This window comes from Alkalicella caledoniensis (assembly GCF_014467015.1).
GTDB classification, from domain to species: Bacteria; Bacillota; Proteinivoracia; order Proteinivoracales; family Proteinivoracaceae; genus Alkalicella; species Alkalicella caledoniensis.
This window is the reverse complement of sequence record NZ_CP058559.1, coordinates 3,305,858-3,320,613: the sequence shown is the minus strand read 5'-3', so window position 1 is coordinate 3,320,613 and position 14,756 is coordinate 3,305,858. Positions and strand designations below refer to the sequence as shown.

General features: G+C 36.5%; 20 protein-coding genes. 1 reads left to right on the top strand and 19 read right to left on the bottom strand.

All coding sequences use genetic code 11. The annotated features are described in order from the left end of the window. Positions 1-3: 3 nt before the first annotated feature. The 19 genes from HYG86_RS16220 to HYG86_RS16130 form a co-directional block, all read right to left on the bottom strand. Entirely contained in the window at positions 4-1,470 is a 1,467-nt protein-coding gene (locus HYG86_RS16220) for a spore germination protein (RefSeq protein ID WP_213166607.1), read from the bottom strand. Between the two features lie 18 nt (positions 1,471-1,488). After that, positions 1,489-2,046: a stage V sporulation protein AE gene (locus tag HYG86_RS16215; protein WP_213166606.1), complete on the bottom strand. Its 558-nt coding sequence runs from the start codon at positions 2,044-2,046 to the stop codon at positions 1,489-1,491. Between the two features lie 6 nt (positions 2,047-2,052). After that, positions 2,053-2,430, bottom strand: a complete 378-nt coding sequence (locus HYG86_RS16210; RefSeq protein WP_213166605.1) for a hypothetical protein — start codon at positions 2,428-2,430, stop codon at positions 2,053-2,055. A gap of 2 nt (positions 2,431-2,432) precedes the next feature. Next, complete coding sequence (gene spoVAE / locus HYG86_RS16205) at positions 2,433-2,786, bottom strand: stage V sporulation protein AE (RefSeq protein WP_213166604.1); 354 nt, start codon at positions 2,784-2,786, stop codon at positions 2,433-2,435. Between the two features lie 12 nt (positions 2,787-2,798). Further along, complete coding sequence (spoVAD, locus tag HYG86_RS16200) at positions 2,799-3,818, bottom strand: stage V sporulation protein AD (RefSeq protein WP_213166603.1); 1,020 nt, start codon at positions 3,816-3,818, stop codon at positions 2,799-2,801. 13 nt (positions 3,819-3,831) lie between these two features. After that, positions 3,832-4,299 (bottom strand): stage V sporulation protein AC, encoded by a 468-nt coding sequence (gene spoVAC, locus HYG86_RS16195; RefSeq protein ID WP_213166602.1) that lies wholly within the window; start codon positions 4,297-4,299, stop codon positions 3,832-3,834. 150 nt (positions 4,300-4,449) lie between these two features. After that, entirely contained in the window at positions 4,450-4,650 is a 201-nt protein-coding gene (locus HYG86_RS16190) for a dodecin family protein (protein WP_213166601.1), read from the bottom strand. An 18-nt stretch (positions 4,651-4,668) separates the two neighbouring features. Continuing rightward, on the bottom strand, positions 4,669-5,175 hold the full coding sequence (locus tag HYG86_RS16185; RefSeq protein WP_213166600.1) for a stage V sporulation protein AA: 507 nt from the start codon (positions 5,173-5,175) through the stop codon (positions 4,669-4,671). Further along, positions 5,169-5,336 carry a hypothetical protein gene (locus HYG86_RS16180; RefSeq protein ID WP_213166599.1) on the bottom strand — a complete coding sequence of 56 codons (168 nt, stop codon included), beginning with the start codon at positions 5,334-5,336 and terminating at the stop codon, positions 5,169-5,171. Before HYG86_RS16180 ends, HYG86_RS16185 begins: the two co-directional genes overlap by 7 nt. Positions 5,337-5,402: 66 nt before the next feature. After that, positions 5,403-6,161: a sigma-70 family RNA polymerase sigma factor gene (locus HYG86_RS16175; RefSeq protein WP_213166598.1), complete on the bottom strand. Its 759-nt coding sequence runs from the start codon at positions 6,159-6,161 to the stop codon at positions 5,403-5,405. Between the two features lie 11 nt (positions 6,162-6,172). Continuing rightward, the gene (spoIIAB, locus tag HYG86_RS16170; RefSeq protein ID WP_213166597.1) at positions 6,173-6,607 is read right to left on the bottom strand and encodes an anti-sigma F factor; all 435 of its coding nucleotides are present in this window, start codon (positions 6,605-6,607) and stop codon (positions 6,173-6,175) included. Beyond that, positions 6,608-6,955: an anti-sigma F factor antagonist gene (spoIIAA, locus tag HYG86_RS16165; protein WP_213166596.1), complete on the bottom strand. Its 348-nt coding sequence runs from the start codon at positions 6,953-6,955 to the stop codon at positions 6,608-6,610. A 205-nt stretch (positions 6,956-7,160) separates the two neighbouring features. Then, complete coding sequence (locus HYG86_RS16160) at positions 7,161-8,309, bottom strand: D-alanyl-D-alanine carboxypeptidase family protein (protein WP_246451979.1); 1,149 nt, start codon at positions 8,307-8,309, stop codon at positions 7,161-7,163. Between the two features lie 132 nt (positions 8,310-8,441). Then, positions 8,442-9,767: a pyrimidine-nucleoside phosphorylase gene (locus HYG86_RS16155; protein WP_213166594.1), complete on the bottom strand. Its 1,326-nt coding sequence runs from the start codon at positions 9,765-9,767 to the stop codon at positions 8,442-8,444. Beyond that, positions 9,764-10,591 carry a purine-nucleoside phosphorylase gene (locus HYG86_RS16150; protein WP_213166593.1) on the bottom strand — a complete coding sequence of 276 codons (828 nt, stop codon included), beginning with the start codon at positions 10,589-10,591 and terminating at the stop codon, positions 9,764-9,766. The genes HYG86_RS16155 and HYG86_RS16150 overlap by 4 nt, the downstream gene beginning before the upstream one ends. Before the next feature lie 11 nt (positions 10,592-10,602). Continuing rightward, the gene (locus HYG86_RS16145; protein WP_213166592.1) at positions 10,603-11,424 is read right to left on the bottom strand and encodes a purine-nucleoside phosphorylase; all 822 of its coding nucleotides are present in this window, start codon (positions 11,422-11,424) and stop codon (positions 10,603-10,605) included. A gap of 13 nt (positions 11,425-11,437) precedes the next feature. Next, positions 11,438-12,589: a phosphopentomutase gene (locus HYG86_RS16140; RefSeq protein WP_213169333.1), complete on the bottom strand. Its 1,152-nt coding sequence runs from the start codon at positions 12,587-12,589 to the stop codon at positions 11,438-11,440. Between the two features lie 188 nt (positions 12,590-12,777). After that, the gene (gene xerD, locus HYG86_RS16135) at positions 12,778-13,665 is read right to left on the bottom strand and encodes a site-specific tyrosine recombinase XerD (protein WP_213166591.1); all 888 of its coding nucleotides are present in this window, start codon (positions 13,663-13,665) and stop codon (positions 12,778-12,780) included. 77 nt (positions 13,666-13,742) lie between these two features. Further along, entirely contained in the window at positions 13,743-13,943 is a 201-nt protein-coding gene (locus tag HYG86_RS16130; protein ID WP_213166590.1) for a hypothetical protein, read from the bottom strand. A 192-nt stretch (positions 13,944-14,135) separates the two neighbouring features. Between HYG86_RS16130 and HYG86_RS16125 the strand changes: the two genes are divergently transcribed. After that, positions 14,136-14,696, top strand: coding sequence for a rubrerythrin family protein (locus tag HYG86_RS16125; RefSeq protein WP_213166589.1), 561 nt, complete (start codon positions 14,136-14,138; stop codon positions 14,694-14,696). Positions 14,697-14,756: the final 60 nt, after the last annotated feature.

Here is a 14,756-nt window from a genome sequence, read left to right as displayed (position 1 = left end):
TCCTTAAATCCTGTCCTTGTCCTGGGGGCGAATAATCGATGGCCTCGACTTACTAACAGGTACAGGTTTTCTAATAATCACCGCCCAAAGGGCAGATAAATTCAATGGTATCAGTGGCCATAGGTAGGGCACTTTAAATGATCTAGTTGTGGCTGCCATTATAACAAAAATAAATGTTCCCCCGATCAACCCTGGAATCTGGAAAATAGCAACTAAAATCAAAAGAAATAGACGGTACAACCTAAATGTATGTCCAATTTCTAGGCTAGGTGTTGCGAATGTACCCAAAGCTGCCACCGCTAAATATAAAATAACTTCAGCGGTAAATAGGCCCACTTCTATGGCAATATCGCCAATCATAAATGCTGCTATAATGCCAAGGGCCGTGGCTAAAGGTGATGGTGTGTGTATGGTTGCCATTCTAATTATATCCAATCCAACCTCTGCTATTAAAAATTGAAGCCAAAGGGGTACATTTCCAACCTGCTCCGGTCCTAAGAAAGCTAATCCTTCAGGTAAAATTTCTGGTTGGTAAGCTAATGCTAGCCAAAGGGGTGTAACAAATAAAGAGAAAAAAATAGCAACTGTTCTTATCCAACGTATATAAGTCCCAACTAGTGGGCTTTGTCGATATTCTTCCGCATGTTGCAAATGGTGAAATAATGTAGCTGGAGCTATTATTACACTAGGTGATGTATCACATATTAAAACAACATGTCCCTCTAATAGATGGATTGCAGCTACGTCTGGCCTTTCAGTAAACCGCACCTTAGGAAAAGGGGTAAAGCCAGATTTAGTCAAAAATTCTTCCAAAGATTTTTCTGCCATTGGCAAACCATCCACCTTGATATTTTCAACATCATTTTTTATCTCTTTGACTAAATCTGGATTTACTACATCTTGTATATAACAAACTGCAACATCAGTTTTTGATCGAGTACCAACACTTAGATGCTCTACCCTGAGTCTAGGATCCCTAATTCTTCTTCGTATAAGGGCAGTGTTGAATACCATTGTTTCAACAAAGCCATCCCTAGACCCTCTGGTAACCCTTTCCACATCAGGTTCTTCAGGACCCCTAGCAGGATACTCCCTAGCATCTATTTCAATTGCTATATTCTCACCATCAATAAGTAAGATTAAAGCACCTGATAAAATACTGTCTATACAGTCACCGTAGTTTTCCTGTGTGTCAACTTCGATATATGGTATCTTAGTGTCCATCAATTTAGCTACAGTATTTAGGGCAATCTCTTCCCTTTTAATGTGATATAGTGTCTGCATTATCATCAGCATCACATCATCTTTTGCAAATCCATCTACAAAAAATAGAGCGACCTTTTTTCCCCCAATAATAAACTCTCTATTTATTACGTCAAAGCTAACACCTACTCCTAGCTTTTTCTCCAGGATTTCAACATTTTTACTAAGATCTTTATGGAGTTTTTTCTCTAAAATATCCTCTTTCAACTTTATCCCCCGCTTATACTAATTATAATTATTGCGACTTAATATCTCCTTAAGAGCCTTTAAAGTAATAGGTACTCCTTTTCGCAAATCATCTTTCCCACACATTTTACCTATATCTCCAATACCAATAACATGCTCAACACCAAGTAGTTCTAAGTTTTCCACGGTATCTCCAAAAATCAATTCTTCATTAGCTGGTTGCCCATCTTTATCCACTGCCCCATCTATTATATTCCCTTGATTTGTAATAGAAACATCAGGTGTGATTCCTTCCACATAAGGACTGTTAGAAGCTACAGCTAATGCCCCAATGACTTCAATATCTGTATGATTGACCAGATACTCAGTAACCCTTTCACCCCTACCTTCCCCTGCCTGCCCTCTATCATCAACCATTACTACTATGGGATCACCTTTAGACTTTTCTATAAGGCTTGCAATCTGCGGTCCAGTTAATTTTGTTGGGTTGCCGTGTGAAGCAGAGATACATCTGCCACCTAGTTGTTCTGTGGCTCTTTCCACTGCTCTTTTTGCCACATTATCCCCATCTGTTACTATGATGATTTTCTTTTTCATTCAATCCTACCCCCTCAACATAATTTTTGTGATCTGGTAAAACAAGCTGTAAAAACCCAATTTATAAAACACTGCATTCCATGTGTTCTTATACTGCCAAGGTATCAATATTCTTAGGTCAAAGTTCTCTCTATCAATACTTTGGGCAAGAATAATTCCCGTAAAAAATGGGACCAAATTTATGAACCAATGTATGCCTCCATTAGTTTCAACATAACTAAATATACCCCCAATGTTAAAAAAGCTAAATTCAGTTTTTAAAAATAAAGCTATTAGAAGGGTAATTAAATTCATAACTAAAACAGCAGTAAAAACCTTCTTCCAGTTAAATATATCCATCAGTAAAAGTGTTATCAAAGTACCTAGTATATCCAAAGTAAGCATATTTATCCCTTAGGGTTAAATATTAAAGCAAAGAAAAAGGCAAAAACAATGGCTGCTGTAATACCAGTACTTGTAAGCTCAAACATCCCCGTTAATACCCCTATAACCCCTGTCCGTTTAGCTTCGGCCATAGCCCCTTGAGCCAACGCATTGCCAAAACTCGAAATCGGCAAACTAGCACCAGCTCCTGCAAACTCAATAAGCTTTGGATAAAGACCAAGACCCCCTAAAATACCACCGACCACCACAAAGCCCGACAAAATATGTGCAGGAGTTAGTGTAGTAAGGTCTAATAACAGCTGGCCTATAACACAGAATAATCCACCTACTAAAAAAGCTGCCAAGTATATATTCACAAATTTTCCCTCCTATTTCTGTATTATGATCCCATGGGCAATTGTTGGTATATTTTCGCCCTGCTGATATGTGGTAGGACTATGTAGTGCTCCTGTTGCCACTACTATGATTTTCCTATACTTATCTTGTTTTAAGAAGTAGCCTAGGGACATAACTGTACAACATGCACAACCACTTCCTCCAGAATGGGTATCTTGAGTTGAATCAAATATTTCTGCTCCACAATCCTGGTATATTTTGCTTATATCAATACCTTGTGAGGCAATAAGTTCTTCATTTATTTTACTGCCAAATAGGCCTAGATCTCCTGTAACTAAGAGATCATAATCATCGGGAGTCGTATTTGTATCATTGAAAATGTTTACTATGGTATCTGCTGCAGCTGGAGCCATGGCAGCCCCCATGTTCCAAGGATCTTTGATGCCCATATCCATTACTTTACCTATGGTTCCATGGGTAACTTTAGGCCCAATACCCGCATATGCTAAAACAGCACTTCCTGAACCAGTTACTGTGTGTTGTGAGTAGGGAGGACGCTGACCACCATATTCAGTTGGAAATCGGTATTGCCTTTCTGCAGAAGAGTTGTGACTAGATGTTGCTATTAAAGCTTTTTTGGCAAAATTTCCATCAATTAACATGGATGCCAATAGGATTGATTCCACAAAGGTTGAGCACGCTCCATAAAGTCCTAAAAAGGGTATGCCTAACTGAAGGGCATTGAAGTTTGAGGTTATTGTTTGATTTAACAAGTCACCAGCTAGAAAAACGTCGATGTCTTTTTCAGTAACATCTCCCTTTTGCATTGCTAAATTTACAGCATCCTCCATCATTTTGGCTTCTGCTTTTTCAAAACTCTTTTCACCTATAATTGTGTCACCGTAAACTTTGTCAAAGTATTTTCCGTAGGGGCCTACTCCCTCCTTTGGGCCAGTTACAGTTGCACTTGAAATAATAGTCGGTGGGTTTTCAAACTGATATGTACTCTTACCTAATTTCTTAGATTTCTTATCCGATATTTTTGTAACCATTTGGAATTACCTCCTAAATAATTGCAGAAATTAAACCAACTACAAAAGCTGTAACAACACCGAAGACTATAACAGAGCCCGCTAATATAAACATTTTACTTCCTATACCCAACACCAATCCTTCCCGTTTAAATTCCATTGCTGCACTAACCATGGAGTTAGCAAACCCTGTGACTGGTACTGCAGTGCCAGCCCCAGCAAACTTCCCTATGTTATCAAATATCCCTAACCCTGTTAATAGGCCTCCAATAAATATAACAGTGGCTACTGTGGGATTTGATGCTTCTTTGATATCCATACCTAGGGCGTTAGCATAAAAGGTTTGAAGAAACTGCCCAGCTAAACATATACTTCCACCTACCCAAAATGCATTAAAACAGTTTTTTAACACTGGGGGTTTAGGTTGTTTTTTTTGAATCATAGTCTTGTATTCTTGTTGTTTCTTCTGCTGTTTTATTTGATTTTGTTTCTTACTAGACATAAAGTTACCCTACCTTCCCTAAATAAGTCTAAAAATATTTTCACCTAAACGATAGTTAAATATTCTAAAAAGCTTTATACTGCTTTAGCTCAGGGTAAGGTCAATTAGTTAATAAATATAAAAAACCGAGGGTTACTCGGTTTTTGTAGATTATTTCACTTCGAAAGCCACGTCTAGATTTGTTTTGTATTCTACAATTTTCCCGTCTTGGACAACTGCAGTCATTCTCTTTATTTCAACACCTGTAATTCCATCTACACTATCTTGTGCTCTCGATATGGCTTTACTTGCAGCATCTTCCCAAGATTGGTTAGAGTCGCCTACTAATTCAATAACTTTCACAACTGACATAAGTTAGCCTCCTTTGCCCTATTTGTCTTTTTGAGCAGATCGTTCTTCTAACTGGTAGCAACTTTCAAATTCTTCACTAGCAATTATGTCATACTCTGCTCTTTTTATATCTTTCCCAATGCTATAAAAAAATATAATTAGACCTAAGGCAAGTCCTGTATAATAAATATACCGTTGAAAAGGTGTAGTTACTATCAAAATTAGACTAAAAGCAAGCACCAAGGTAAAAACAATAACTAAGCATCTGTTTGAGTAGTTCTGTGTAATAATTTCTATGTTTATCTCATCTTTTCCAATTAAATCAAGATTTAAATCTGGGAAATTCTCTAAGATTCTTTGGATTATATCAATGGAAAACAGCTTCTGAGTACCTTTATTCTTTGTATCTAATAACCCTAATTTGAATTGTTGTAATTGATTATTAACTTCCGCTTCAGCTACTACTATATCAGCTATATCCCTTAGTAATAAGTCATGCCCTTCATATATAATTACCTTTTCTTTAAACTTTAGATATACTAGCACACTTCTTTTGTCTCAACCTTGTGTTCTTTTTCCACTCTTTTACTACCTCTAGGAATTTCTTCATCTGAAGGGGTAGGCCTATATATAAAAATAGCTGTAGCGCTTATTATTAAAAGAAACAATGTAATTATAAATATTAATTTGTACATTTTCTTAGTCATTTAAAACGCCTCCATTAGTAGTATTCCATAAAAATAATAAGGTATAACCTCGATTTCAACTCAAGGTTATACCTTATTATAGGCCTGTTTTAATTTTTCTATTATTTTTCGTTCTAAACGTGAAACTTGTACTTGATTTATTGATAGCAAATCCGCTATTTGCTGTTGAGATTTCTCCTGAAAATATCTCAAAATAATAATTTTTTTCTCAACAGCATCTAGCTTTGAAAAAATCTCTTTTAATAAAAGTTTATTATCTACATACTCATCAAATTTAAGGTCAGCTATAAGGTCTTTTAAAGTTAGTTCACTATCATCCCCCATGGGTTGCTCTAAGGATGTCATACTCCTAGAAGACTCCATAGCCATTACAACTTCTTCAATACTGACATTTAATTTGCTTGCTATTTCACTGATTTTTGGAGTCCTTCCTAACTCTGCTGTCAGGTGTTCTTGAGAGTCCTTAACAAGTCTGGATATAGTAACCTGCTGCCTACTTAATTTAACAGGGTTGTTATCTCTGAAATACATTTTTATTTCTCCTAGAATTTTAGGAACTGCGTATGTTGAAAATTTTGTACCATGCTGGTGATCAAATCCATCTATTGCCTTTAATAATCCTATTGAACCTATCTGAAAAAGATCTTCTTCGTCATAGACGCCTTTATATCTTTCTACCAGTTTTGCAACTAATCTTAGGTTATGATTCAGAAATCTTTCTCTAGCCTTTAAATCCCCCTGGCTTATTTGCAAAAACAGTTCTATTTCCTCTTCATGGCTTAATGGAGGATACTGAGTAATTTTATCCCTTATACTCTCCCACATGTCAAAGCACCCTAATGTCCACTGGGGACACTATTAAATTTCTTACGCAGGGTTATTTGAGTTCCAGTCCCTACTTTAGAAATAATCTCTACTTCATCCATAAATCCTTCCATCACAGAAAAACCTAAGCCTGATCTTTCCATTTCAGGTTTAGATGTATAAAGTGGTTCCCTAGCCTGTTCTATGTCTTCTATGCCCTTCCCTTGATCTATAATTTTAACTTCAAAAATATTATTTGTAATTTTGGATAAAATCCTGATTTCCCCTCCATTATTCCCATACCCGTGTATTATAGCATTTGTTACTGCTTCTGACACAGCAGTTTTTACATCGTTTAATTCGTCTAATGTAGGGTCTAGCTGTGTTAAAAAAGCTCCAACAACTGATCTAGCAAAGGATTCGTTTCTAGAGTAACTTGGTATAATAAGCTCCATATAGTTTTCCATCTATTTCTCCTCCTTCAAATTTGCAATAGCTTCCTCTGCGGTTTTGTAGACACCAATTATTTTCTGAATTCCAGATAGCTTGATTATTTTTTCCACTGTATTATTTAACCCTGTTATAGCCATCTTTCCACCTAATTTTTGAACTTCTTTGTATCTACCAAGGATCATTCCAATGCCGGAGCTATCCATAAATTTCAAACCACTAAAATCTATAATAAGGTTTATGGCAATTTCCTTTTCTAGTTCTTTCATTACAGAGTTTTTAATTTCCTCTGCAGTGTGATGGTCCAGTTCCCCTTTTACCTGTACAATCAAAAATTTATCAACATATTTAAGATTTACGAACATTAATAGTATCCCCCTTTAGCGTAACTATTTTATTTATATTTTTCGCCAAAAAATGGATATTTCCTGCATAATTTCAAAAAGAATTTAATTGACTATTTGATATTGCGGTAATTAACATACATCTCAAATAATTCATCTGATTTTAATCTGCACTGTGAACTGCCTAACTATAAATATCAAACAAAAAAGGGAGCATATTGCTCCCTTATCTTACCCGCTCTAGCATGTTTTTAAACATTCTACCCATAAGGCTAAAAACCCCTGCCTTTTCAATATCCTCATTCACTATTAGTTCAACTGTCTTTATTACCTCATCATTATAAAGCACTTCTATATTGCCTACAACTTGGCCTTTCGTAAGGGGTGCCTGGATTTTTTCTGGTAGATTAACCCTATGTTCTACATTTTCTTGTTGTTTCCTATCCATAAGGGCAGAAACATCTTCCTTTACTACTATATCTACTGTCAGGTTTTTTCCTTTATCAACCTCAACAGTTTGTATGATATCGCCTTTTTTGTTGATGGTTACAGTTTTATAAGACCCGAACCCATGGTTTAATAGTGTTGAAACATCCTTAAGTCTTAAATCAGGATTTTCTGACTTCATGGTGGCTACTATAAACCTAGTATCTTCTCTCTTTGCTGTGGCTGACACACAGTATCCTGCTTCAGTTGTCCAGCCAGTTTTCAAACCATCTGCACCAGGGTAATTCCTAAGGAATTTCATGTTAGTGTTAGATAAATAAACCTTTCCCATGAAGTTTGTATCCCATTGTATGGTAGTCCATTCATAAACTATTTCATGTTTTAATAACTCCCTGGACATTAGAGCTATATCGTAAGCTGAGCTCATATTACTACCACCTTCAACAGGTAGTCCTGAGGAATTAACAAATTTGGTATTTTCCATACCCAATTCTAATGCCCGTTCGTTCATTCTGTCGATGAACCCTTCATAACTGCCAGCTATATGTTCAGCTATTACAACTGAAGCATCATTTGCCGATCCCACGGTAACTGCAACAAGTGCATCTCGCAGGGATATTTGATCGCCATGTTCTAAAAATATCTGAGTTCCTCCCATATCCATGGCTCTTTTACTGGTTGTCATCATATCATCTAAGCTGGCTTTACCTTCCTCCACAGCTTCTAAAGCCAGTAACATGGTCATAATTTTCGTTACACTGGCAAGGGGTAATGAGTCATGGGGATTTTTTTCGTAAATCACTTTGCCAGTAGACTGTTCCATTAGAACCGCTGAATGACTATTTAATTCAAATTCATTAGCACTTACAACTGAACTAAAACCCATTGTTAAAGCTACACACAAAAACAAAATCAGACTTTTCTTCATACTATTCACCAAAAACCCTCCTTAGGCTAAAAAATTCATTAATAGAATTCCACGTATTTATGAAAATAATACCAATTATTAATAAAATTTTAGCCTGTATAGGGTAAGCAGGTTAACAGTTGAGGGTTACTCCTAGTACTTTTTTATTCCCTCTTTTGTAACTAGCCCATATATTAGCTTTGGTTTTTTTGTTTTTTCTCCAGAGAAGGTAAATTTATTTAAACATTCATTTATTAAGTCTTCTTCGTTAACAATAGTATTTACATATAGTGTGGCAACTTTTTCTCCTTGGGTTACTTCATCACCAACTTTTTTATGAATTACTATTCCAACTCCGTGATCTATAGGGTCACTCTTCTTCGCTCTGCCTGCACCAAGAATCATAGCCAGTGTACCTAATCCCTCAGACTCAATTTTACTGACGTATCCACAAACATCACTACACACAACCAACTTTTCTTTTGCCGTAGGCAACAGATGGTAATCATTTACGACCTCGGGGTTACCACCTTGTGCTGCAATGAATTGTTTAAGTTTTTCAATGGCACTTCCATCATCAATTAGTTCCTGGAGCCTTACTTTAGCTTCCCCAGCAGATTCATAAATTTTTGCAATAACTAACATCTGAGCACCTAACTCAAGGCATAGTTCCAATAAATCCTTTGGCCCTCTGCCTTTTAATGTTTCTATGGCTTCAATAACTTCTAAACTGTTTCCAATGGCTTCTCCTAAAGGCTGATCCATATCAGTAATAAAAGCTACTGTTTCTTTATTTAAGTGAGTACCAATACCAACCATTTCTTGGGCTAGTCTGAAAGAGTCTTCTTTGGTTTTCATAAATGCTCCATCACCGGTTTTTACATCCAATACTATACCGTCAGCCCCTGCAGCGAGCTTTTTACTCATTATAGAGCTTGCAATTAAGGGTATACTGTCAACGGTAGCGGTTACATCCCTTAAACTATAGAGTTTCCCATCGGCAGGTGCAAGTTTAGCTGTTTGTCCCATTACAGCAGCTTTTGTTGTATTAACAATATCTATAAATTCCTCTTTGTTTAAATCAATCTTAAAGCCTGGAATGGCCTCTAGCTTATCTAGTGTTCCTCCTGTATGCCCTAACCCTCTTCCTGACATTTTAGCCACAGGAGCTCCTGCTGCCGCAACTAAAGGGGCCAGCACTAAAGTGGTGGTATCGCCCACACCCCCTGTGGAGTGTTTATCAATTTTTATCCCTTCAATCATACTTAGGTCTATGGTATCCCCTGAAGATATAATACTGTTGGTCAAATAAGCCGTCTCTTGTGAGGTCATTCCCTTAAAATAGACTGCCATTGCAAATGCAGACATCTGGTAATCTGGTATTTCACCATTGTTGTATCCTTGGATTAAAAATTCAATTTCATTCTCCCTTAATTCTTTTCCCATGCGTTTTTTTAGAATTATATCAACAGTTCTCACGAGATTGTCACCTCTTGTAGCCATCCTTTAACTAGACTGATAAATTTAGGTCTTGTTTGGTTAGCTATTTTAACAACTTGCTCATGGGTTAATGGCTCCAATTCATCTGGAATGGCCATATCAGTTATACATGATATTCCTAGGACCTTTATTTTTAGATAGTTAGCAACAGTAACTTCTGGTACTGTTGACATCCCTACTGTATCGCCACCTAATGTTATTAGCATCTTAAGTTCAGCAGGGGTTGAATATGATGGACCAGTAATCGGTGCATATACACCATGCTGGATTTCGATATTTAGTTCGTCTGCTATCTTTTTTGCTAAAGCTATATATTCTCTATTGTACGCTTCTGACATATCTGGAAAGCGTGGCCCTAGCTCTTCATAATTTGATCCAATTAGAGGATTTGTAAAGTATGTATTGATATGATCAGTAATCAACATTAAATCACCAGCAGAGAAGTTTTTGTTTAATCCACCACATGCATTAGTTACAACAAGTGCTTTTATCCCTAAAGCGTTCATAACATATACTGGAAATGTTAATTCTTGAAGTGTGTAGCCTTCATAATAATGGAATCGTCCTTGCATGGCTATTACTTCTTTACCTTCTAATTTCCCAATAACAAGTTGCCCTTCATGACCTACAACAGTAGATACTGGGAAATGAGGTATCTGCCCATAGGGTATCACTACCTTATTTTCTATCTCATCAGCTAAAGTACCTAATCCAGAACCTAATATCAGACCAACTTGAGGCTCAATATTTGCAACTCCATTTATATAGTCCTTTGCCTCTTTTATTTTATCTAATAGACGCATGTTATCTCCCCCTACATTTCCCTAATTATGTTTTTAACAAGTGTAATAAATTCAGATCTGACTCGTTGGGTTACCTCAATCACTTCCCTATGGTCAAGTGCAACATCTAGTATACCAGCAGCCATGTTGGTAATACATGATATACCTAAAACATCTAGCCCACAATGTCTTGCAACTATAACTTCTGGCACAGTTGACATCCCAACTGCATCGCCGCCTATGGTCCTAGTAAGCCTTATCTCAGCAGGTGTTTCATAATTAGGGCCTGTAAAACCTACATAAACACCCTCTGCAAGGTCTATGTTTAGGTTTTGTGCTACGGCTTTAGCAAGTTTTCTCAGTTCAGGTGTGTAGGCTTTGGCCATGTCTGGGAATCTAACACCCATCTCATCTAAGTTCGGACCTATAAGGGGATTGTAATTTGTTAAATTGATATGGTCTTTGATGAGCATTAGTTGACCAACATTAAAAGTTTCATTGACACCACCTGCTGCATTAGTAACTATTAACTTGTCAACCCCCAGTAACTTCATAACCCTTACAGGAAAGGTAACCTCCATTTGGGAGTATCCCTCATAGTAGTGAAATCTCCCTTGCATTGCCACAACTTTCTTGCCATTTAGGCTACCAAAAACCAACTGTCCTGCGTGCCCTACAACTGTTGAGATGGGAAAATTAGGAATATCACCATATGGAACATAGATGGGATTTTCAATATCTTCAGCAAGGACGCCCAATCCGGAACCTAAAATCAGTCCTATTTCTGGCTTATAATCCACTTTTTTTTGGATATAACTTACTGTTTCTTTAAGCCTTTCCATAATGTTTTTCATTTTAAAACCTCCTTTAAATTAGGCTTTTCCCTGGGAACTTATCATCCAATGCAAATATTTTAGTGAGTGTTACTGCAACATCTGTAAAACTTTCTAAAGTACCTAAGTTTACAGGTTTAATATTCTTGCCATATAGTAATACAGGGACGTGCTCTCTAGTGTGATCTGTTCCTGGATGTGTAGGGTCGCATCCATGGTCAGCTGTTACGATCAGCAGGTCTTCATCCTTCATGTTTTGAATAATTACTTCTAACATACCATCAGTCTCTTCTAGTGCTTTAGCGTAACCTTCCACATCGTTTCTATGACCGTACATCATATCAAAGTCAACTAGGTTTGTCATAATGAGTCCAGAAAAGTCCTCATTAATTAAATCAATGGTCTTGTTTAATCCATGTAGGTTGGATTTTGATTTATAGCTTCTGTTAATACCTAGCCCGCTATAAATGTCATGTATCTTACCTACTGCCACAACGTCTAATCCAGCCTCATTTAAAGACTGTAAAACAATTTTTGTATCTGGTAAGCGAGAAAAATCTTTTCTATTTTCAGTTCTAACGTAATTTCCTGGCTCACCAATAAAAGGTCTAGCTATTACTCTACCAACTGCATGTTCTCCTTGTAGCATTTCCCTGGCAATTTTGCAGATTTCGTACAGTCTTTCCAAAGGAATAACTTCTTCATGGGCAGCAACTTGAAAAACGCTATCAGCTGAGGTATAAACAATTGGATAACCTGTTTTTTGATGTTCTTCTCCTAAGTCAGCTAAGATTTTAGTTCCGGATTCAGCATAGTTACCAATGGTTTTAGTTCCTATTTTATTTTCGAACTCCTTTAGCAAGTCCTGTGGAAACCCATTTAAGTATGTGGGGAACGGCTCATCTAATATAATTCCTGCCAGTTCCCAGTGCCCTGTTGTGGTATCTTTCCCTGGGGATTTTTCCATCATTTTACCGTAGGATGCAACTGGTTCTTCAACATTTTTGACACCTTCTATGGGATGAATATTGCCTAGTCCCATTTTTTCTAAGGTAGGTAGTTTTAGTCCTCCTACTTTTTTGGCAATGTTCCCCAAGGTGTTGGAACCAACATCGTTGTATTTATCCGCATCTGGCAAGGCACCAATGCCTACACTATCTAGTACTAACAATATAACTCTTTTAATTGAATTCATCATTTTTCCTCCTTAGTAGTAGTATTTTATCTAATTTTTATATTGCCTCAAGGGAGTATTGTCTATGCTTATCTGAAGCCTTTAATAATATTATCAGCTATATATCTTCTTACGTCAGTTTTATAGCTTATATTATACCTTCACCAGTGTAAGACGTCTGACTTCTTGCATTAAAAAGATTAGGCCCTAGGATGAAACTCCTTATGGACCTTTTGAAGTTTTTTCTGAGTTACATGGGTATAAATCTGAGTTGTTGATATATCTGCATGGCCTAGCATTTCTTGTACAGATCTTAAATCTGCACCATTTTCTAGTAAATGGGTTGCAAAGGAGTGTCTCAATGTATGAGGTGTTATTTCCGACTTTATACCAGCTTGATTTGCATACTTCTTAACAATCTTCCAAAAACCCTGCCTTGTAAGTCTCCTACCGTGAAAATTAACAAACAAGGATTTTTGTTCAATGGTTTTTACAAGTTTATTTCTAGTGTTGTCTAGGTAAATCTTTAAATAACTAATTGCAATTTTGCCTAAGGGTACTATTCTTTCTTTAGATCCCTTACCAATACATCTCAAAAAACCAAGTTCTAAATTTACGTCATCAACATCTAAAGAAATTAGTTCTGATACCCTCAGACCAGTAGCGTATAGTATTTCTAGCATTGCTCTGTCTCGTATTCCGAATTTATCTGTTTCATCAGGCTGTTGTAGCAAGTCTTCAACTTCATCAATTGTTATAACCTTAGGTAGTTTTTTTGAGAGCTTAGGAGAGTCTAAGTCACTAGAAGGATCATTCTTAGTTAGATTCTCTATATTTAGATAACTGAAAAAAGATCTGATTGATGCCAGATTTCTTGTGACTGATGAAGGAGCCATATTCTCACCTTGTAGTTTCAGCAGATATGTAATTATTTGCTGTCTTTGTATGCTTTCAATGCTAGTAAACCCAGATTTCTTAGCGAAGCTTATGAATTTCTTTAAATCCCTCTCATAGCTAAGTACTGTGTTTTCTGCCAGCCCCCTCTCCACCCTTAAATAGGTCAGATAATCTGACAATAGATTTTCCATTACCTCAAATCTCCTTTTATTTTACTTTCATCTTACTTATTAATTTCAATATAAGTTTTTAAATTCCTGCTTGCAATTTAGAAACCTACCAAATAAAATTCCCTAACAGATAGCAATAATTTTTCCCAACTACTTAAACTATATCCTGTAAACGTTGATATTGCAATATTATCAAATGTAAATTGAGAAAAATATATCCCAATATTTACAGTGATAAAAATTATGGCAACGGTTTTCCAAAAGATTTTTATGGGTAGCCTTAAAAACATAATCTTCATATTATCAACTCCTCTTTCTTTATCACTAAAAATTATATGCTCATTGTATGTAGTTTATTAGTCTAAGGCGTCAAAGTCCACAGATAATTTGTTAACAATTATCAAGTACTTTTTTCTAAAACAGATATGTATAAGGAATAATGGTTTTGTATACATTATTAAAGATAAAATTCTATAGGAGTGTGATTTTACATGGTTAAAGATGATAACATGACTGCAGCTAATTTACGTTCTGCATTTGGTGGAGAATCCCAAGCTTATATGCGTTATAGTTACTGGGGCAAAGTGGCAGAAAAAGACGGTTTCAAAAATGTGGGCAATCTCTTTGAAGCAGTTGCATATGCTGAAAAGGTACACGCACAAAACCACTTTAAGGTTCACGAAAACATCCACGGCGATCAATTAGTTCCATCTATGGCTGGTTTTGGCGTAGGCAGTACCTCAGAAAATCTTGAAGCCGCTCGAGAAGGAGAACTTTTTGAAGTTGATCAAATGTATGCAAGCTATATTGCCGTGGCAGAGCTTCAAGAAGAAAAGGATGCTAAAAGAACCTTCCACTGGGCAAGGGAAGTTGAAAAAGTACATGCAGAGCTTTTCGAAGCTGCTAAAAAAGATGTAGACTCAGGTAAAGATTATACACCTTCATCTGTCTATGTTTGCGAAGTATGTGGTCATACTCATCCCAATGATGCACCAGATAAATGCCCAGTGTGTGGGGCACCTAAACAAAAATATACCGAGTTTGCAAGCTAGTCTTACGGAAAAATAACTGGATTTTAGAGCCACTACTATTATAAAAGACTCAACCTATAG